This is a genomic window from Polyangiaceae bacterium (genome assembly GCA_016715885.1).
GTDB lineage: Bacteria > Myxococcota_A > Polyangia > Polyangiales > Polyangiaceae > Polyangium.
Genome location: JADJXL010000016.1, coordinates 278,385 through 297,454, shown reverse-complemented (window position 1 = coordinate 297,454; position 19,070 = coordinate 278,385). Strand labels below are relative to the sequence as shown.

Annotated in this window: 18 protein-coding genes; 7 read left to right on the top strand and 11 right to left on the bottom strand. The window is 61.7% G+C overall.

Features of this window, described 5'->3' with window-relative positions; all coding sequences use genetic code 11:
- Positions 1 to 159 precede the first annotated feature (159 nt).
- Complete coding sequence (locus IPM54_18805; GenBank protein MBK9261839.1) at positions 160 to 648, top strand: peroxiredoxin; 489 nt, start codon at positions 160 to 162, stop codon at positions 646 to 648.
- Between the two features lie 6 nt (positions 649 to 654).
- Here IPM54_18805 and IPM54_18800 read toward each other — a convergent pair whose 3' ends face one another.
- The gene (locus IPM54_18800) at positions 655 to 1,599 is read right to left on the bottom strand and encodes a metallophosphoesterase (protein MBK9261838.1); all 945 of its coding nucleotides are present in this window, start codon (positions 1,597 to 1,599) and stop codon (positions 655 to 657) included.
- Between the two features lie 226 nt (positions 1,600 to 1,825).
- Here IPM54_18800 and IPM54_18795 point away from each other — a divergent pair, with 226 nt between their 5' ends.
- From IPM54_18795 to IPM54_18785, 3 genes are all read left to right on the top strand, one after another.
- The gene (locus IPM54_18795; GenBank protein ID MBK9261837.1) at positions 1,826 to 3,820 is read left to right on the top strand and encodes a hypothetical protein; all 1,995 of its coding nucleotides are present in this window, start codon (positions 1,826 to 1,828) and stop codon (positions 3,818 to 3,820) included.
- Positions 3,821 to 3,891: 71 nt separating this feature from the next.
- A complete protein-coding gene (locus tag IPM54_18790; protein ID MBK9261836.1) occupies positions 3,892 to 5,934 on the top strand; it encodes a response regulator in 2,043 nt (680 codons plus the stop codon).
- Positions 5,935 to 5,978: 44 nt separating this feature from the next.
- Positions 5,979 to 6,965 (top strand): flippase-like domain-containing protein, encoded by a 987-nt coding sequence (locus tag IPM54_18785; GenBank protein MBK9261835.1) that lies wholly within the window; start codon positions 5,979 to 5,981, stop codon positions 6,963 to 6,965.
- 109 nt (positions 6,966 to 7,074) lie between these two features.
- Here IPM54_18785 and IPM54_18780 read toward each other — a convergent pair whose 3' ends face one another.
- From IPM54_18780 to IPM54_18770, 3 genes are all read right to left on the bottom strand, one after another.
- Positions 7,075 to 8,097: an NAD-dependent epimerase/dehydratase family protein gene (locus IPM54_18780; protein MBK9261834.1), complete on the bottom strand. Its 1,023-nt coding sequence runs from the start codon at positions 8,095 to 8,097 to the stop codon at positions 7,075 to 7,077.
- Between the two features lie 51 nt (positions 8,098 to 8,148).
- Complete coding sequence (locus tag IPM54_18775) at positions 8,149 to 8,856, bottom strand: hypothetical protein (protein ID MBK9261833.1); 708 nt, start codon at positions 8,854 to 8,856, stop codon at positions 8,149 to 8,151.
- A 172-nt stretch (positions 8,857 to 9,028) separates the two neighbouring features.
- A complete protein-coding gene (locus tag IPM54_18770; GenBank protein ID MBK9261832.1) occupies positions 9,029 to 9,688 on the bottom strand; it encodes a hypothetical protein in 660 nt (219 codons plus the stop codon).
- 181 nt (positions 9,689 to 9,869) lie between these two features.
- Between IPM54_18770 and IPM54_18765 the strand changes: the two genes are divergently transcribed.
- From IPM54_18765 to IPM54_18755, 3 genes are read left to right on the top strand one after another with little or no spacing between them, the layout of a single operon-like run.
- Entirely contained in the window at positions 9,870 to 10,511 is a 642-nt protein-coding gene (locus IPM54_18765) for a class I SAM-dependent methyltransferase (protein MBK9261831.1), read from the top strand.
- A gap of 27 nt (positions 10,512 to 10,538) precedes the next feature.
- Complete coding sequence (locus IPM54_18760; GenBank protein MBK9261830.1) at positions 10,539 to 11,342, top strand: type III pantothenate kinase; 804 nt, start codon at positions 10,539 to 10,541, stop codon at positions 11,340 to 11,342.
- Entirely contained in the window at positions 11,318 to 12,322 is a 1,005-nt protein-coding gene (locus IPM54_18755; GenBank protein ID MBK9261829.1) for an iron ABC transporter permease, read from the top strand. Before IPM54_18760 ends, IPM54_18755 begins: the two co-directional genes overlap by 25 nt.
- 2 nt (positions 12,323 to 12,324) lie before the next feature.
- On the opposite strand, the gene IPM54_18750 is transcribed toward IPM54_18755, so the two are convergent.
- From IPM54_18750 to IPM54_18720, 7 genes are all read right to left on the bottom strand, one after another.
- A complete protein-coding gene (locus tag IPM54_18750) occupies positions 12,325 to 12,915 on the bottom strand; it encodes a glutathione S-transferase family protein (protein MBK9261828.1) in 591 nt (196 codons plus the stop codon).
- Positions 12,916 to 13,009: 94 nt separating this feature from the next.
- Positions 13,010 to 13,906 (bottom strand): hypothetical protein, encoded by an 897-nt coding sequence (locus tag IPM54_18745; protein MBK9261827.1) that lies wholly within the window; start codon positions 13,904 to 13,906, stop codon positions 13,010 to 13,012.
- Positions 13,906 to 15,873 (bottom strand): cytochrome C peroxidase, encoded by a 1,968-nt coding sequence (locus tag IPM54_18740; protein MBK9261826.1) that lies wholly within the window; start codon positions 15,871 to 15,873, stop codon positions 13,906 to 13,908. The genes IPM54_18745 and IPM54_18740 overlap by 1 nt, the downstream gene beginning before the upstream one ends.
- 175 nt (positions 15,874 to 16,048) lie before the next feature.
- Entirely contained in the window at positions 16,049 to 16,447 is a 399-nt protein-coding gene (locus tag IPM54_18735; GenBank protein ID MBK9261825.1) for a (deoxy)nucleoside triphosphate pyrophosphohydrolase, read from the bottom strand.
- A gap of 61 nt (positions 16,448 to 16,508) precedes the next feature.
- Positions 16,509 to 17,639 (bottom strand): FHA domain-containing protein, encoded by a 1,131-nt coding sequence (locus tag IPM54_18730; GenBank protein ID MBK9261824.1) that lies wholly within the window; start codon positions 17,637 to 17,639, stop codon positions 16,509 to 16,511.
- Positions 17,640 to 17,827: 188 nt separating this feature from the next.
- Positions 17,828 to 18,442 carry a Holliday junction branch migration protein RuvA gene (gene ruvA / locus IPM54_18725; GenBank protein ID MBK9261823.1) on the bottom strand — a complete coding sequence of 205 codons (615 nt, stop codon included), beginning with the start codon at positions 18,440 to 18,442 and terminating at the stop codon, positions 17,828 to 17,830.
- The gene (locus IPM54_18720; GenBank protein ID MBK9261822.1) at positions 18,439 to 18,975 is read right to left on the bottom strand and encodes a hypothetical protein; all 537 of its coding nucleotides are present in this window, start codon (positions 18,973 to 18,975) and stop codon (positions 18,439 to 18,441) included. Before IPM54_18720 ends, ruvA begins: the two co-directional genes overlap by 4 nt.
- Between the last annotated feature and the right edge of the window lie 95 nt (positions 18,976 to 19,070).

Genomic DNA, 19,070 nt, shown 5'->3' with positions numbered 1-19,070 from the left:
CACGCGTGCGATGATGGTAGCGAACCCCGCGAGAAAACGCGAGTTTCTAGGGCACGCGCACGCGAGGATCGTCTCGCACCGGATGCGCCCAATCTGCCGACCCTCGCAAACAGAACGCTGACGCCGCCGCTGTCCGAAGCTACCATGGAGCCGATCTAGATGAGCTCGCTGAAAGTGGGTGATCGGGCACCCGAGATCTCCGCCCAGACAAACAATGGAACGCCGTTCGTCCTGTCCGAGCAAACCGGCCTGTGTACGGTCGTCTACTTCTTTCCCAAAGCCTTCACCCCTCACTGCACCAAAGAAACTCGAACGTTCACCGACAACTTCAACGAGCTGCTTCTTGCCGGCGCAAATCTGGTCGGCGTAAGCACCGACGAGTTCGATACGCAATGTCGCTTTGCGGGCGAGCTTCGCGTGCCCTTTCCGCTGATTGCGGACGCGGACAAACGCATCGCGAAAGCCTACGGCGTGCTCTGGCCCATCGTAGGTCTGGCACGGCGATACACGTTCGTGATCGGACCCGACATGACCATCGAGGCGATCTTTCACCACGAGCTCGACGTGCAGCAGCACCGCGACGACGTGCTTCTCTTCGTTCACGACAAGTTCGAGGCGCAGAGGCCGCCAGTCATTCCGCAGGCATGAACGCCATCACGGGTTTCGCCCGGCTTTTCGCTCGCGCTTTTCACGCTTCTCGATGACCGCCGCAGCTCGCTTGGCCATCACCCGCGCCGACGGCGGACGGCCTGGCAAAGGCGCTTGCTCGGCGTGATGCTCTTCGATGGTCCCCGGTTCGTATCCCAGCTCGAAAATCGCCACTTCGCGCTGGCCTCGCTCACCTAGCCGAAGCGGCATCACCGACGCGCCGATACCCGCGCCAACGTACACCGCTCCCGGGTGATCACCGCCGTTTTTCCGGCTCCCATACAAGCCGTGAACGTACCTGTGCCCCGCCAACTTCCCGAGCGCGAGCTCATGCAAACGCGCCAGCGTGATCTGACCAGCATGGGTGTGTCCGGACAATACGAGCGGCACCCCGTGAAACCACAGTCCATCCGCTTCTTCTGCGATGTGCGACATCGCTATCGAGGGAAGGTCCTTGCGTAGTCCCTTGAGTGCTTCGTCCCGACGCGCGTGACCCGTGTACGCATCATCCAAGCCGACGACCTGCAACATCTGATGGCGCAGACCGATGAGCGTGTGTCGATTGTCCAGCACCTCGGCACCACCACGACGCAGCGCCAGACGAACTTCATCCGCGCCCGACCAATAGTCGTGATTGCCGAGCACCGCCATGACGGGCACCTGAAAACGCGAAATGAGGTACTCGAGGCGATCGAGATATTCCTGGCTGTGACAAACGAAGTCACCCGTCAGCAGCACCAAGTCCGGCTTCTCTTCGTTCGTCAAATCGACGGCTGCGAGTTGAACGGCCCACGGCGTCACTCGGCCGACATGCAAGTCCGTCAAGTGTGCGATGCGCAAATGCGAGAGCTGCTCGGCGTACGCCACTGGCCCTGCAAAACGACGCACTTGTATACGACTCCGTGCACGAACGATGGCACCTGCGGAGGGACCATCGTCGTCACCTGGCATGCGCTCACGACTGCTCGTCTTTTTGACGAGGTCACTCGGGGGAGAACCTGTCGACACCGTCCAAAGTATAGAGCGCCGCTTTGCATGAGCTACTGCGGTTTGCTGGCCGAGCGCGCCTGTTCGCGCACCATCGAGCAACCTCGACTGCCAAGTTCGTGGCGCTCTCGGTAACGTCCCACATGTGACACCTTCGGCGTCGACGACCTGGCGACGTGTACTGTTTGCGATGTTCGCGCTCGTCGCAGCCACGATCCTGCTTTGGCCCGATGCCGCGAAGCCTCGCTCGGCGACGTGGGAAGAGCTCATGCTGCCACTCGTACCGGGCGGGCACATCACGCGTGGCTATTACCTGTCGTCACCACGCCGCGGTGAAGAGCGCGACGTGGTCTTCACGGCTCGTCGAGACGACGCGACACACGGGCCGCCCGGCCGCATCGAAGTGCACATCGTCGACAAGGGGCAGTGGCCGGGAATTCGCGAGACCACGAATTTCGGGGTGGCTTATGAAACGCCGAGATCCGCTGCATCGAACGAAGATCTCGAAGCCGTCACCGAAGCGATCGCAATTCATTTGAGAGCAAACGATCATGGTCTCGGCAGTGTCTCGTCCATCCCTCTCGAAGCCGAACCGTCTCCGCCGTGGATGACACGCGCGTTCGAGCGTGCAGCTGGATTGCGTGGAGCACTCATCGTGCTGCTCGTGGCGACGGCGCTAGGGTTTGTCGCATCGCTACCTCGTCATGGTGATGCTCTGGCTGCTGCCCTGCTTTTCTGTCTTGGCCTGGGCCTGCGTCTGCCGCACCTCGATCTACCGTTCACCCACGATCAAGACGTGCAGCGTTTCTTCACGGGACAACTCCCGCTCGGTGAAATCCTGACGGGCAAAGGGCTCGAAGACCGACATCCGCCCTTGTGGTTCGTCGTGCTTCATGTGGCTGGTTTCTTTGGACAAACCGAGACGATCGCTCGGCTTCCAGCGGCCATTTCAGGCGCGCTCATCGGACCGGCGATCATCTGGGGAGCACGTCTCGTTCGACGGCGCGCGGGCCCATCGAGCGCCTTGTGCGGGCTCATCGTCACCATCAGCCCCGAGCTCGTGAGGCGTTCGCGTGAAGTCAGCGAAATCCCCTTCTTCGCATTGCTCGTCATCGCAGCCGTTGCGCTCTCCGTGCGGCTGTCGAGCTCAGCGTCCATCCATGTGAAGCGATCACTCGCCCTCGTGATCGCCCTTCTTGCGTGGACGTATTACCTCGCGCCGCTCGTGATCCTCGGCATCGTCGTGACGCTCGCTGCGACGCGCACGTTGCGCAAGGACACCCTTGTTGCGCTAGGTCTGGGCGCCGTAGCGGGATCGCCCGCGCTGGTACTTGGTGCATGGACGATCCTTCGAGATCACGGTGCGCGCTCGGTTGCAGCGAGTTTTCCTGGACTCGCCTGGGGACAGCGCTCGCCCGTGGAAACCTTGTCGGAGCTCGTGACGCAAGCCTCCGCATCCGTTGGAGCTACAACCATTTGTGCTGCAACGTTCGTGGCGATCGCTGCGTGGCTCTTCCGGCGTGATGGAGCGTCTCTCGTTGCGTTTGGCGTGACGATCACGACGGCGCTCGGCATCGCACTCGCCTCACAATTCGCGCGCGTTCAGCCGTATTATCTCGTTGCGATCGTCCCTGCCTTGTCGCTTGCGCTGGCACTGGGCCCGTCCGCACGCGGCCGTGCAAAGCGTGCATGGGTCTTGGTTTGCGGGGCGATTCTCTTGGTCTTCGCGCGCGGGTCTCTGCCCGGGGCGGGCCTTGCGTATCTGCCGGACACCGATGCATTCATGCCGCGTTTCGCATCGTTTGCGCTCGAACGATCGGAGTCGCGGATCGTCGTCGTGGCGCACTACGATGCAACGCTCTTGGCGTACTACATCGAGCGAGCGGCGGGCGGACAGGCGATGTGGCCCGATGTCGAGCAATCGGGCGAGTTTGTTTTGCGAGCGTCACGACGACGCGTGCTCTCGCTAGCCCATTCGCATTCTCTCGACGAAACGTCTGGTGCCGATGCACGAGTAGCATTGCGTGCGGCACTTGATGAAGGACCTGCGCTCGTCATCGAACGCGATGCATTCGTCTTGGCAGAAGTGCATGACGAGCTCGCTCGTTGTGACGTTCTCCTCACCGCTCCATCAGCACGTCTGCTTCGTTGCGACGCTCGTTCGTTGCGTCGAGTCCCACAATGAAGTCGAGTTCGTCCGGTCCTGATTGATCCGAACTCGAAACAATGCGATCGGATTGAGACCGAGCGGCTTTCATGCTCACGGAGTGGCACTATGAACGCCAAGAAATGATCGGGTTTCTCGATCGTGGAGAGGACGGAACGACACCCAAGCGAACCTTTTGGAGGCTCTCGCGCGGTGGAGTGCTGTTGGTGGTCGCGTGCGTCGCAGCAACCGTGCTGCTGCGCATGGCGTTTCAGGACCTACTGCGGGAAACGTCGCCACTGGTAGCGTTTGTCCTTCCAGTGACGATCTGCGCGGCACTCGGCGGCTTTTGGGTCGGTGTGCTGGCAACGCTCTTCAGTACCGTAGTGGGTACGTACTTCTTCATCGAGCCGCAGTTTGACTCGACTATTTCTGACGACGTCGCTCGAATCGTCCTGTTCGTTTTGATCGGCCTCGTCATCAGTGGCGTCAGCGGAAGGATGCACAGCGAGATCGCACGCACGGTCGAGGCCGAGCGGCGGGTTGCTGCGCGAGAAGCGTTGCTGCGCGAAGCCAACGCTCGCATGGAGTTGACCCTCGATGCGGCGGGCGCCGGTACGTGGGACTGGGATGTCATCCGCGACAAACTGGTCTGGTCGAAGACGAACTACGCGCTCTACGGGCTGGATCCAGAGACGACGTCGATCACGAGTCTTCGCGATTGGCTCGACACGTTGTTGCAGGACGACCGAGCCGCGCAGGAAGCTCAAGTGCAGCAGCTCCTCCAGCCGAGTCGACAGGACCTCTACCGCACCGAGTTTCGGATTCTTCATCCACGAAAAGGTGAGCGTTGGATCCTGAGGCTGGGGCGGATCGATCGTGATGAACGGGGACGTCCAACGCGTCTGCACGGAATCAACATCGACATCACCGATCGCAAACGCGCGGAAGAAAGCGAGCGTGCAGCGAGATCGGAAGCGGAGCGGCTGAACCGCATGAAGGACGAGTTTGTCGCGACGATCTCCCACGAGTTGCGCACACCGCTGACGGCCATTCTTGGCTGGGTTCAGATCCTGAAGCGTCCGCAGCGTGACCCGGACAAACTCGATCGAGGCTTGACCATCATCGAACGAAACGCGCGCACGCTCACGCAGCTCGTTGCCGATCTTCTCGATGTGGGACGCATCGTCACCGGCAAACTACGACTTGAAACTTCGCCGATCGATCTTGGTGCTGTCACGTCGACCGCCGTCGAAACGGTTCGGCCGGTGGCTCAAGCGAAAGGGGTTCGGCTGAACACGCACATTTCACCGATCGACGAGCCGTTGGTCGGTGATCCCGCGCGTGTCGAGCAGATCGTGTGGAACCTCGTTTCGAACGCGATCAAGTTCACGCCACGCGACGGCACGGTCGAAGTGCGGGTGGAAGCGCGAGACGGGTGGGCGCACATCATCGTTCGCGATACCGGCGAAGGCATTTCGCCTGAGTTCTTGCCTCATCTTTTCACGCGCTTTCGACAGCAAGAAGGCACCGCGGCATCGCGCAAGCACGGAGGCCTGGGCTTGGGCCTGGCGATCGTCAAGCACTTGGCCGAGCTTCACGGCGGACGCGTGCGCGCCGAGAGTGCAGGACTGGGACGTGGGTCGACGTTCACGGTCGAGCTGCCGCTCGCATCGAAGCCAGAGCGAGTGCTTGGCGCAGGAGCAGAATCGTCGAAGGCGGCAGCGGAAGGCACGATGCTGGGAGGCGTGCGCGTTTTGCTGGTCGAGGACGAAAGCGACACGCGTGAATTCGTGCAGCGCGTCCTCGAGGAATCGTCGGCGGAGGTGGTGAGCGCGGCATCGGCGGCCGAGGCGCTTGCGGTCATCGACGAGGCGCGACCGGACGTGCTCGTCAGTGACGTCGGCATGCCGGGCATGGACGGTTATGCGCTCGTGCGTGAGCTGCGTTCGCGAGAAGCGTCGTGCAACGAGTTGCCGGTGCCCGCGGTGGCGCTGACGGCGTTCGCGCGCAGCGAGGATCGGGAGCGTGCGTTCGATGCTGGATTTACCGAGCATCTGACCAAACCGATCGATCCGGCGACGCTCGTGACGGCCGTAGCGCGCCTCAGCCGCAAGAGGAACGTCGCGGTTGCGGCGTCGCACGGTCGCTGACTGCGATTTCTCTGGCTTGCTTTTCTGCTACGGTCCCCCGCGCGATGGCTGAAGCTTCAACGTCAAGTCCAGCAGTATCTTCTTCGGGCACGAGCGCGCGTCGGCGCGTTTGGCGCACCATACTGCCGTTCGTCGTCGCGCTGGGGCTCGTCGGCTTCGTCCTGTCGCGGCTCGATTTGCATGCTTTTCTCGGGCATCTGAAGCGGGTTTCGTCGCCGTTCTTTTTCCCGGCAGTCATTCTTTTCGTGGTTGGCCTTTGCGCTGCCGACAGCTTGGCAACGGTGCTCATTTATCGAGCATCCGTGGCGAACATTCGATTTCGTGATTTTTTCATTTTGCGCGGCGCTTCGTATCTGCCGTCGATTTTGAATCACCACCTCGGTCAAGCATTCATTACGTTGGCTCTTTCGCGCATTCATGGCGCTCCGCTGGCGCGCGTCGCGGGGGCAACGCTGCTCGTTTATGCATCCTGGATGGGTTGCATTTTGGGGCTTGCATGTGTGGCCATTCTTCTCGTGGGAAAACCAATGGTGTGGCTTGCGCTGCCGCTCGGCGCAGGCATCGTGTATCTCGTCGTTCTCGCATTGCGCCCGGCGCCTCTCGTGCGAATACGCCTTTTGGCTCCGCTCTTCGAGGCTGGTGTCACGGGTCATCTCCGCGCGCTCGTGGCTCGATTGCCGCACCTTGCCGTGCTCTTTCTGGGCACGTGGCTCCCATTTTGGTTTTTCGACGTCCGCATTCCGGTCGAAGCGGCGTTCACGTATGTGCCGATTGTGATGGTGGCGGTCACGCTGCCGCTCACGCCGCAAGGTTTCGGCACGCGCGACGTGCTCGCAGCGACGTTTTTCGAGCAATACGCGCCGCATCCAACGTCGGCCGATCGATTGGCAGCGATTGCCGCATGCACGACGGCTTGGGGCATTGCCATTACGCTCGTCGATATCATCTTCGCGTTGGCATTGCTCCGCCTTTTGCCCATGCGCTTGACGGATGTGAACGCCGAAGCGCCCCCTGGAGAGCAATCAGGTTGAATCCGGGCCAGGATTTGCGCGCTCGCTTCGCGCGCGTGGGACGCGCGCTACGCGAGGCTCGGCCCCCCCATACCCCCCGATCTACCTTCTTCTAAACACGCAACGAGATTCAGCCTTTGGAACGGTCGTGCGGGCTGGTAATGCCACCCAAGAGCGCCGCGAAACGAGCAACTCCGGCGAGTGACGTCATTCGCGGCGTAAAACCCAATTCGGCCGCCGCTTTCGACGAATCATAGATGACGTCGCGCGTCAGAATTTTAACGACGAATGGAGTAAACGGTGGCGTCTTTTTGGATTTTGCGGCGGAATATCCCCATTCGAGCGTTTTTGCCAATGCCATCGCCGCTGAATACGGCAGCCGAATTCGCGGTGGCGGAAGCTCGGCCGCTCTCGCAATCGTCTCGAAAACCTCCCGTACACTCGGCGGTCGCTCGTCGACTTGGTCCATCACGTTGAACGCTTCGCCACCCAGATCTCGCCGCGCCGCTGCAGCAAGCACGACGTCGATCACGTGATCGACCCACACCAGGTTGAGCGGCGCTCGACCGCCATCGATCAAAAGAACCATACGACGCTTCAACATCGAGAGCGCTCGAGGCATGAAGTTTCGATCATAAGGTCCGTAAATGATCGGCGGGCGAATGGCGACCACGGACAAACCCAGCTCGCGCCCGCGCTCGAACGCAATTCGCTCGGCTAGGGCTTTCGTGTCTTCGTAAGGCATTCCAATGAGACGCGTTGGCCACGCCTCCGTCACTCGACCGCGATCCGGACGGCCATAAACCGCCGTCGACGAGAGGTACACGACATGCGCCACGCGAGCTTCGGCCGCGGCTTCGATGACGACACGCGTTCCGTCGACGTTCACCCGCTGCATCTCCGCAGGATCGACGCCGTCTCCAACGGCCGCTGCCGCATGCACGAGCACATCCGCTCCACGCGCAACTTCGGCGACGGCCCGTGCGTCACACACGTCCCCCGCAACGATGCGCACGCCGAGGCGCTCGAGACTCCTTGCGTCGAGCCGATTCGGATCACGCACGAGTCCGGTGATTTCGTCGCCACGTTCCCGCGCGATCTCGCAAAGGCGCCTGCCGACACTGCTGGTGATTCCCGTCGCCGCGATCTTCATCGAGGCCAGCGTGCCATAGGCTGCCCCCAACCTGCTACTCGGTTGGGCCGCTCAGTGCGTTCGAGGCGGTCGAGCAGGCGGCGGAAGCGGCAGAGACGAAGGCCGGTCTTCGGGATTCGGAAGCTGCGATATACGCTCGGCCGGCTGCGGCGGCACCGTCGACATTCGATCACGCCCCGCCGATTGCGCATTCGGACGCTCGGAAGGCATCGGAGGAAGCGACGAATGCCTTTCAGTACGCGCACCAGCCGTGGCAGACACTCGTTCGATTGCCTGCAACTGCGCCGTGGACATTCTGTCGCCGCGTGCATTCGTCGGGACCGACCGCTCGCCAGGAGGAATGGGCGTGGGACGACGCGACATCACACCTGCCGAACCACGCAAATAATCCAGCGCCTCGGATTCGTCCTGAAACACCTCGCCCACGAAACTCGCTTCGCGAAAGAGGCGCTTGACTTGCAACGCTCCAACGGCGGACCTGGCGATCACCGCGACAGCTCGATAACCGCGGACCATACGAGGAATCGTGCGTCGAATGGTGTCCTCGAATGGAGTGTCGTTGCGCAACGGCCCTTCGCGCCAATCGATGCAAAGGCCCTTGCGATCGCGTCCGAGGCGATCGAGAGCGACGATAATCGCGTCCATGTCGCGCTCCATCGTCGCGATATCGGGAAACTCGAGTCCGGTCCTTTGGACGCGGACGACGAAGCCCGCACCATCCGAGTGGACGATGAAATAAGGGGTCTGGTGCGAAATCATGCCGCGGGACGCAGCATGGCATGCGCAGGCGGCAAGGGCGACTTTCTGCAAACAAAACCGCGAGAAGCGGCAGTGCACTCAGGGGACGAGCCGTCTGTACGGATCCGTCACGAGAACCACGAACGACAATGTCGGATACTTGCTCGATTCGATTTCCTGGACAAACGACATCTCAGGGCGGCGTGACACATATGCACATGTCGCCAATGCACGTGCCGATTTTCATTTGAATGATGCAGCTTGCGGTGCACGCGAACGGGTCACACGTACCACCGCCACCCGAGCACGTGCCGCCCATACAGGTTTGTCCGGAAGGACAATCGGCGTTTTGACAACAAGCAGCCGAGCAGGTGCACACATTGCCGAGCTTTTGGTACCCCGAGTTGCAGCTCACGTCGCAAATGCCTTGCGCGGAGCAGGTCGGCACACCGTTCTGAACTTGCGGACACGGCGTGCACGTTTGCGAAGTGAAGCATCCCGTTTCGGGCGAGTTGGGGGCGCAGATGCCCGAACACAGGTGCTCGGAAGGTCCACACATGGGGCCGCCGGAACTGCTGCTCGATGAGCTGCTGCTCGATGCACTGCTGCTCGATGAGCTGCTGCTCGATGAGCTTGCACTCGACGAGCTACTCGACACTCCGCCGCTCGACGAACTGCTCGACACGCCAGCGCCACCCATGCCGCTGGACATGCCACCCTCTCCCCCTTCTCCGCCTTCACCACCTTCTCCACCAGCGCCATTGTTCTGGTTGAAGCCGGGGCCCGTCGGGGTTGCGCATGCGCCGACAAACCCAAGCACGAGTGCTGCAAAGCCAAGCCTCTTGGTGCTCACGCTACCCTCCATCACACGAACGTCACGAAGGGGATCTTCCCCCGTTTATGCGCGAAGGGAAAGGACTCGTTCGATCCTGGCACTGCTGGAACAAGAGACGCAACGCATCGTGCGTCACACCCGACCCAGACGAATCAAGGTGGTAGGCTCGACGCGAAATCCAACACGAAGGCGGGACATCATGACGGACATCGTACTACCGGGACTCGATGCGTACGTCGAAGCCCACACCCAACCTCGTCCCGAGATCTTCGACGAGTTGCGCACGGTGACGTACGGCTCGATGAAGTCTCCTCACATGCAGGTGGGGCGCGTCGAAGGGACGTTTCTCGAGATGCTCTGCGCGCTGATGGGAGCGCGCCGGGTTTTGGAGATCGGAACGTTCACGGGCTATTCGGCACTGTGCATGGCGCGAGCGCTGCCCGACGATGGAGAGCTCGTCACGCTCGACATCGATCCCGAAGCGACGCGTATTGCGCAATCGTTTTTCGATCGAGTTTCATATGGAAAGAAAATTCGCATCGTGCTTGGCGATGCCTTGACGTCGCTGCGAGCGCTCCCCACGACGGAGCCGTTCGATCTCGTGTTCTTGGACGCCGACAAAGAGCGGTACGTCGATTATTACGAGCTCGTACTACCCATGCTGCGGAAGGGCGGACTGCTCGTCGCGGACAACACGCTTTGGAGCGGCCGCGTGCTGGCTCCGGTTGCACCGTCGGATATCGCCATCACGCGTTTCAACGACGCGGTGACTGCCGATGCTCGCGTCCAGAATGTTTTGTTGTCCGTACGCGACGGCATGATGCTCGCGCGCAAGTTGTAGACTGCTGCAAAAATTGAAGAGGGACCGATGCTGCTCGTGGTCGATGTCGGCAATACGAACATTTCGTTCGGCGTTTTCGAGGGGACGGTGCTGCGCGAACATGTGCGATGCGAGAGCGCACGCAATCGTACGGCGGATGAATATGCGGTCCTCGTCAGGCAGATGCTCGCGCTCCGAGGGCTCGATCACGCGCGTATCGAGAACGCCATCATTGCGAGCGTGGTGCCCGCACTGACGGACACGACCGTCGAAGTCGTCAGGCGTGGGTTTGGCCGAGAACCTCTCGTGGTGGGTCCCGGCATCAAGACGGGCATGGCGATACTTTACGAGAACCCGCGCGAAGTAGGCGCTGACCGCATCGTGAACGCGGTCGCCGCGTATGAATGGGCCAAAGGCGGAGTCATCGTCGTCGACTTTGGCACGGCAACGACGTTCGACTGCGTCACGCCCAAGGGCGAGTACCTGGGAGGTGTCATCACGCCCGGCGTGCAAATCAGCGCCGATGCTCTGTTCTCGAGAGCAGCAAGGCTGTCGCGCGTGGAGATTGCGCTTCCACCCAAGGTTGTCGGAAGAAACCCCGTGCACAGCATGCAATCGGGCATCGTCTACGGCTACGCAGGGCTCGTAGATGGACTCTGCACGAGGCTCATCCGCGAGCTCGACTACCCCTGTCGCGTCATCGCCACCGGCGGGCTTGCGCGGCTCATTGCACCTCAAACGACCAGCATCGAAGAGACGGATGACGACCTGACGCTGACGGGACTTCGCTTGCTGTTCGAACGAAACAATTCGAACACCAAAGCTGCATCTCGTGGAGGCACCGACGTTTGATTCGACGTCCGATCGCCTTTGCAACGCTACTGCTCGTCGTCACTGTCGTCCTTGCGCTCGCCACAGGCACGGAATCGATATCGCTCGAACGCGCGTTTGGCGAAGATGGTCTCGATCGGACCATCCTGGTCGACGTGCGCCTTCCGCGTGTCGCGCTAGCCGCGTTGGCTGGTGCGGGTCTGAGCGCAGTTGGTGCTGCGTTTCAAGCGCTACTACGCAACCCGCTTGCCGAACCATACATCCTCGGTGTCTCGGGCGGAGCCGCGTTCGGCGCGACGACGGCCATCGCGCTGGGCCTTGGCACCGCAACGTTACTTGGTGCGGCCCTGCTTCCCGTCGCGTCGTTCGTCGGCGGGCTGGTTGCGACGTCGCTCGTCTATGGGATTGCGCGCAATGCCCGCGGAGGAACATCGAGCACATCGATTCTTTTGGCGGGCGTGATGGTCAACTCGATCGCCGCTTCGCTCATCACGTTTCAAAAAGCACTGGTGCCGCCATCGCGCGCACAACAGCTCCTGCGATGGCTCGTGGGCTTCGTGGATCTTCCACATCTGCCATCCCTGCTTGCGGGAACTGTCTACGTGGCTCTTGGATGTGCCGTGCTGCTCCACGACGCAGCACGGCTCAACGTGCTCTCGCTGGGTGACGAAACGGCCGGAACGCTCGGCGTCGATGTGCGGAGACTCGAGCGCCGAATCTTCTTCGCGTCGTCATTTGTCGTCGGAGCGATCGTCAGCATGACGGGACTCATCGGCTTCGTGGGGCTCGTGGTGCCACATGCGGTGCGCCGGCTGATTGGATACGACCAAAGGCGCGTGATGCCGGTGTCCATGCTGGGCGGAGCCGTCATGGTCGTGGGTTGTGATCTCGTCGCGCGCCTTGCGTTTCGTACGCTCGGCACGGAGCCCCCCGTGGGCGCGGTCACCGCACTCATTGGAGGACCAACGTTTTTGGTTCTGCTTCGTAGGAATGCAGGTTGAGCTCAGCCCATCATCGCTCGCCCGAGCGCGGGACGGCTCATACATCGACCAACCCACGCATTGATGTTCGTGAAGGCGCCAGTCTCGATTCCGACGCGCGCCAGGAAGGGGACGAGCGCAGCGAGGGAAACATCAACGAGCGAGAACGAATCGCCGAGCACGTAGGGTTTGTCAGCGAGCTCTTTGTCGAGGATGCCGAGCGCCGCTTGAATGTCACTCTTCGCCGTTTCGGCAGCCTTGGCGTTGCGTTCTTCTGCGGGAAAACGATCGGCGGTGTTGCGCAGATATCGCGTCACTGCCTCGCCCAGCGTGACGGTGCTCCATGCCATCCACTTGAACGCGACGGCTCGCGTAGGACTCGGCGTAGGAAAGAGGCCCTTGTCCACGCCAAACCGCTCGCCGAGGTACAGCAGGATCGCGAGCGATTCGAAGATGGGTTCGCCCTCGGCAACGAGAAGCGGAACTTTTCCGTTTGGATTGAGCGCTAGAAACTCGGGCTTCTTCTGATCACCGGCTTCGAAATCGATGCGCACTTTTTCATAGGGAACGCCGAGCTCTTCGAGCGCCCAGTGCACACGAATCGCGCTCGTCATGGGTGTGTAGTAAAATTTGAGGTCGCTCACGAAAACCTTCCTTGTTCGAGTGGGTCGAGATTGTCCGACTCGACCGCGTCCCGCAAGAGAAGGCTCAGTCTCGGTCGATCGGTACGGGCATCGGCATATCGTCGAGGTGTTGCGAAAACTCCTCTTCGATCGCTGCGGCCATGACTGGTGCGGGCACGTCGTCTTCGCTCCAGCCAACGGTCACGCTGAGGAGGGGTTCCTTGTCGCGTTTCGTTCGGCTGACGCTGACGCTCGCTTCGATGCCGCGAAACGTGGGGGGTTGAGCCATCTGTCGTGAATTGACGCTCGGGGTTTTCGTCGCCGGTTTGGATTCGAGCGTCCCTGCAACACGTACGATCGATCCAGCGTTCGCTGCGGGATCGAGCACGAGGCGCGCGTGACCACAACCCGCAAAGCCAACTTTGCCGAACGCATCGACGAAGACGAAGCGTTGTGGTGTCGGGAATACGACGTGGAGCTTGTTGTCGCTGCGAAAGCCGTACACGACGTACCCAGCGGGTCCTTTACCAAGGGGCACGAGTGAAACGCGCGTCGTGCGCTCGGCGCGCAGGCCGCTCGTCGTCATGTCGACCCAGGCATCGATGATTTCGAGCTCGGGTTTACCTGAATTCGATCCGACAAACCGCTCCATTCGGAGTGGCAACGCGCTCGACGACGCCCGAATCATGGCGCTGACGTTGCCTGAAGGAACCGCACCAGGCGCGACGGCACCAATGGTCACGCACCGACCTTCCATTCCCATGACGCTGCCGAATTGACGCTCCTTCGCAGTTGTTACGCGAAGTCCTGTGATGCTCTCGTCCGCCGCAACCGTCAGCGGAGAATCTTTGGGGTGCAACATTTCGGGCAAACGCGCTTCGGGCAAAGAAGCGACGCTCGGTGCGCTTGCCGCACCGGCGACCGACGGGGCAAGTGCCGACAGGACAAACACTGTGGCGAGGGGGGTGATGAGCGTACGCATCACAGACTCCTCAGGTACGCCTCGAGCGCGACGAGGTCATCTTGCGCCAGGTGCTTGGTGTGTCCCATTTTGCCGTCCGAATCGAGCAAGAGGGCACGCAGGGTCGAGTATCGCCCATCGTGGAAGTAGGGCGCGGTGCCACCAACGAACTTGAGCGAAGGCGTATCGAAGGATGCCGCCGCGTCCGCGTCAGCCTTGCTCTTCACGTCGTACGCCTGCCGATCGGTGAAAGCATCGGATTCACGATGGCAGCTCGCGCACCCGGCCTTGGCTGAATGAAAAACGTCACGACCACGATCCACGAGAACCTTGTCGGTCGAAGAGTTTGTCATGACAGGTGCGTCGAGGTTCGTTGCGAACGCGATGAGCGCATCGAGCTCGCGACGCTCGAGACCGGTTCCACCGAGGCGGGCAAACGTTTGCGATAGATGTCCTTCGACGCTGTCCGTCGACCCGAGCCAACCGTAGGGCGCCGTTCGAGCGAGCCGGCCGGCAAGCATCGGAGTTTGTCGCGGTCCCTCGGGCGTAGCCCACGTGAGGGCATCGTCGCGACCATCCGGATGGCAACTTGCGCATGCGCGACCATCTCGGGAAATGCGCGGGTCGTTCGTGGCGTGAAAGAGACGACGACCAAGTTCGCGGTCGACGCCTGTGACTGCTTTCGCCTTGCGCGACAGCGCCACGCGCATGCCCGTCGCGTCGTCGTCGCTCGCCGTTTCGGATTTGCCATCGAGCGGAACGACATGAAGCGTGCGGTCGAATTGAGAGAACACGACGAGTCGCCGTGCTTCGGTATCCACGGCGAGACCGGTTGGTCCTGCAGCAACCGGAATTCGCCGGCGCTCGGAATGTTCGGGATCAGCCGACGCGGCGTCGTATTCGACGACGGCGTCGAGACCCATGCACGCAACGAAGAGCCCGCGTGACGGACCATCGACCACGGCGGCACGTGGCAATAGGCAAGCCGGACGGGGCTTGCGCATGCCCGCCATCGTTCGCACGTCTTGCTCGACCGACAGCGACTCTGCGATGGGCTCGGCCGTGTCTTCGTCGATGACCGCGACTGCCGCAACTTCGGGAGCACTCGCGCTGCTGTCGCCATATCCTTCGGACCGCTCGTCCGCACGACCCGGGTCGACGAGAACTTGAGGAGCGAAGATGCGTCCTGCGAGCTCGGTCGACTTAGCCAGCGCATATCCCTGACAGCCTCGTCGTTCGACGACGCTTCGACTGCTACCAAAAAGTCTGTGTCGCCGGCCAAACTCGGCTTCTTCCGTTCCACCGACGTTCATCGACACGGCAGAGCGTTTGTCCAAGTCGACCACGCTCATTCGTGAACCAACGACATGCGTGACGAATGCGCGTTTGCCATCGTCGGAAACGACGACGGCGCGAGGCTCGCGAGGAAGCGGGACCTCGTACCTGCGGGCCAAACTCGCAGCGTCGTAGGCCGTCAGTGCGGCGCCCCAACCGCTCGAAACGAGGAGCGTTTTTTCGTCGGGCGTCGTCGCGAGAGCGACAGGTTCGGCGGGCGTGGGAACGACACAAAGCGACTCGAGCGGCTCTTCGGCTTTGGCAGTCGGTTCGAGCACTTGAACGACGCTGCGATCGCGAAGAGCAACGACCACGCGACCGTCGGCAGCAACGATGAGTTGTGAGGGAGAGCCTGCAACGGACGTCGTGGCGATCTCCTCGCCCGTCGCAACATCGACCGTGTGTACCGTTCCATCGTCGGCATCAGCGACGTATGCAATCGACCGCTTGCCGTGTTGAGCGATGGCGACGGTCGAGCCTTGGTGCATGACCTGCTTCGGCAGTGCCCCCACACCAGGCCGAACGCGACCGCATCCTTGGTCGCTCACGCCGCCTGCGTGAACCCCCTTGTTGTTTCCTGCTCCGCCGCACCCAATGGCGAATGCCGAAGCAGCAATCACCATCGACCCCAATATCAGGACGTTTGTTCGCATGGCGCCTCTTCAACGCTACAACCGTGCGCGTCTCTTCCCAACCCGCAAGACGCGACGGGCCACAGACGCGCTGCATCGACAATCGATTCACCACGATCTGGGCTTTTGCACGGTGCGCGAGACGAGACGCAGTGAGTTGGGATGACTTTTGCGCGGACGGACGACTTTTCCGCGCTCAGCCGACGCCCAGAAGCTTGCTCATGCTCGCTTCATCCGCAGGCGTGAACGGGTACTGATCGAACTCGGCACTCGTCACCCACTTGAATGCGTTGACGGCGAGAGGCGCAAGCTCGCCGGACATAATGCGACACTCGTAGAGATAGAGGTCCACGACGTATCGTTCGTACGGATGGCTCACGAACGAAATGAGTTGCCCCGGTACGACTTCGACCCCGAGGCGATGGAACACTTCACGTTTCAACGCGTTGGCATCCGTTTCGCCATCTTCGACACGTCCCCCAGGAAACTCCCACAAGAGCGGCAGTAGGGCTGTAGGACGACGTTGTGTAATGAGGTACTTGCCGTCTTGATCAATGACGGCAGCGACGACGCGAATCGTGCGCGGCGAGTTCATGCCATCCTCTCCCCTCTCCCTCGATGCGAGTCACGTGCGGCGGCCGCAGCGCGTGCGGGCGTCAGGAGCGAATGTTCACGCGGAAGAGCTGCTGTCCCATGAGGAGGACGTCGTTGTCGACGAGCTCGGTCTCCGCACCCAAGCGGACGAACGTTCCGTTGGAGCTCCCAAGGTCTGTCAGGACAATATGATCTTTCTCCCATGCGAGGCGGCAATGCAATCCCGAGACGTAGCCGTCTTCGGGGAACAGGATGTCGCCTCGTTCGCGGCCGAGATGAAGCCCAGCCTCGGGAATGGGGAACGCGTTTCCAGACGTATCGCGACCCGTGATGAGCGCTAGACGAGCGACGTACCCTTTCGATGGACTGCCAAGTCGTTCGACTCCATCGGCGGTCGCGGGGACGGTCGTCAGCGTCTCGATTCGCATGATCTCTTGACCGATGCGGAAGACATCTCCGAACGCAAGCACGATCGGATCATCGCGCCTCAACTTGCGATAGATGCCGTTGAGCGAGCTTTCGTCTCGAATGGTGAGTTTGGTGCCCTTCACGCTGAAGGTCGCATGCCGCGGGGAGAGGTAGCTGTCGCCAGCGAAAATGGCACCGGTATCGCGACCGATGATCGTCGTCGGAGCGGACGGCAAGTTGTACGAACCAGCTTCGGATCCGTCGGCGCGCAGAGCCGTCAGAACGACCATCGTCGTGGCCGGAGCCGGTGCGGCTGCAGGAGCCGGAGCGGCTGCGGCTGCGGGGGCTGCTGCAGGCTTCGCGAGCTTCGCACCACACGACGCGCAGAATCGATTGGTCGCTGCATTCGCATGACTGCAGTCACCGCAGATGACGGCACCGGCTGGCGACGAGGCTGCTGCTGCCGCAACGGGAGGCAACACCGGCGCTGGTGCAACGACGGGAGCTGGTGCTGCGGGGGCCGCGGATGGAGCAAGCGCCACGGCAGGAACCGCGGGCGACGAGGCTGCCGATGAACGCGTGGTCGGCACGGCCGCTTGCGCGCTTTCTTTTTCCTTGTCGACCTTCTCGACGACAGCCGGCTTGACCGCTGCAACTCCGTGCGGCGGCGTTCCTCCTGCTGCGAACTTTTTCGGCGCCGCGTCTCGCGGCAACTCCGCCCCACAACCAAGGCAAAACTTGTAGTGATCCTGGTTATCCTTGCTGCACTTCGGACACGTAATCACGGCGCCTCCTCGGGCATAACCATCCAAGCCAGCCCGATCGCGCGTGCAGCATATTCGCGTAGGCCGTCCGCCGTCCATGTTCTTGATGGCCGTTTGCTCCATCGAACATGCGCCTGTGCACGGGAGCGCGGAAGAACTGGGCTGCTCGGTGGTGCAGCGCGCCACTCCTGGACGGACGTTGGTCGCAGCTACTTCTTCGAAAGAACGGCAAGCGCGTCTCGAACGAGATCTCCGAGAGGCTCGGTCTTCACACGGGCACCGAGCGCCGTCACGGCGCGTTCCGCTTCCGCAGGCCGGAATCCCATGCGCGTGAGAGCGCCCGCAAGCAGTTCGGCTTGGCCTTCCGGAGCCGGCGGGGCCGCCTGAGCCGCAGCCTTGCCTGCGGCAACGGGAGCAGCTTGGAGTTTTCCTTTGAGCTCCAAGATGAGCCGCTCCGCAGTTTTCTTGCCGATTCCAGGAACGGCAACGAGACGCGCAACTTCTCCGCGAGCAATCACCGAAGCGAGCTCGCCCGCGGACAAACCTCCGAGAATTGCCATGGCAATCTTCGGGCCGACGTTCGAGACGCCAATGAGCTCACGGAATGCAGCGCGATCGTCGCGCGAAGGAAACCCGTAGAGGGCGAACGTGTCTTCTCGAACGTGCGTGTGCACGTAGAGCGTGACGATGCCGCTGTCGTCACGCGAAGCTCGTCCAAGCGCACCGAGGGGCACGCTGACCTCGTAGCCGACCCCCCCGACGTCGATGACGACGACGCCCTCGGCCGAGTCCTCGACGATGTGTCCGGACAAACGCCCGATCAATCTTTCTTCGCTCCCTGCGCGATCCAAAGACGCACGGTCTCGCGATCTTTGTCGCCGAGGATCGGGTTGGCGAGCGGCATCGAGCCACCACATCCCGCCTCGCACTTGACGTCGGCACACTTGAGAGTGTTGTCCATCTTGTGCATGAGGAAGCTCGTCTCGGGGCTGCCTGGATCCACGATCTTCATCGTTGCAGCCTTCGTCGAATTCACGCCGACGTTTTGCGTGAAGATCGCATCGATCTGCGCTTGCGTCGCCATGCCATCAATCGAGGGCGGCCCGAGGTACGACTGACCCGCAGGTCCTGATTCACTGCCGTGACACGCGGCGGACAAACCACACGAGTTGCGGAAAACGGGGAGCACGTCGGTCTGGAACGAAACGGTGCGCGAGTCGCTCTTGAAGCTCGCGTAATCGAAACAGCCATCATCCATGGCTTCTTCGCCACAGCCCGGAACGAAAGACACGAGAGCCACGGCGGCAGCCAAAGTAGCAAGCGAGACGGAGAAGAGTTTGTTGAGTTGCTTCGGCATGATCCTCATCCTCGAACGGCGACCCTACCAGAAGTTGCCCCCCGCCCGTCAAAGCCCGTCCACCAGACGCTCATTTGCCGTAGTTTTGGCCACCC

Bases quoted from the DNA above. Each gene is read 5' to 3' on its own strand.
- IPM54_18805 (MBK9261839.1), top strand. From the start codon at position 160: ATGAGCTCGCTGAAAGTGGGTGATCGGGCACCCGAGATCTCCGCCCAG.
- IPM54_18800 (MBK9261838.1), bottom strand. From the start codon at position 1,599: ATGCCAGGTGACGACGATGGTCCCTCCGCAGGTGCCATCGTTCGTGCA.
- IPM54_18795 (MBK9261837.1), top strand. From the start codon at position 1,826: ATGTTCGCGCTCGTCGCAGCCACGATCCTGCTTTGGCCCGATGCCGCG.
- IPM54_18790 (MBK9261836.1), top strand. From the start codon at position 3,892: ATGCTCACGGAGTGGCACTATGAACGCCAAGAAATGATCGGGTTTCTC.
- IPM54_18785 (MBK9261835.1), top strand. From the start codon at position 5,979: ATGGCTGAAGCTTCAACGTCAAGTCCAGCAGTATCTTCTTCGGGCACG.
- IPM54_18780 (MBK9261834.1), bottom strand. From the start codon at position 8,097: ATGAAGATCGCGGCGACGGGAATCACCAGCAGTGTCGGCAGGCGCCTT.
- IPM54_18775 (MBK9261833.1), bottom strand. From the start codon at position 8,856: ATGATTTCGCACCAGACCCCTTATTTCATCGTCCACTCGGATGGTGCG.
- IPM54_18765 (MBK9261831.1), top strand. From the start codon at position 9,870: ATGACGGACATCGTACTACCGGGACTCGATGCGTACGTCGAAGCCCAC.
- IPM54_18760 (MBK9261830.1), top strand. From the start codon at position 10,539: ATGCTGCTCGTGGTCGATGTCGGCAATACGAACATTTCGTTCGGCGTT.
- IPM54_18750 (MBK9261828.1), bottom strand. From the start codon at position 12,915: ATGACGAGCGCGATTCGTGTGCACTGGGCGCTCGAAGAGCTCGGCGTT.
- IPM54_18745 (MBK9261827.1), bottom strand. From the start codon at position 13,906: ATGCGTACGCTCATCACCCCCCTCGCCACAGTGTTTGTCCTGTCGGCA.
- IPM54_18740 (MBK9261826.1), bottom strand. From the start codon at position 15,873: ATGCGAACAAACGTCCTGATATTGGGGTCGATGGTGATTGCTGCTTCG.
- IPM54_18735 (MBK9261825.1), bottom strand. From the start codon at position 16,447: ATGAACTCGCCGCGCACGATTCGCGTCGTCGCTGCCGTCATTGATCAA.
- IPM54_18720 (MBK9261822.1), bottom strand. From the start codon at position 18,975: ATGCCGAAGCAACTCAACAAACTCTTCTCCGTCTCGCTTGCTACTTTG.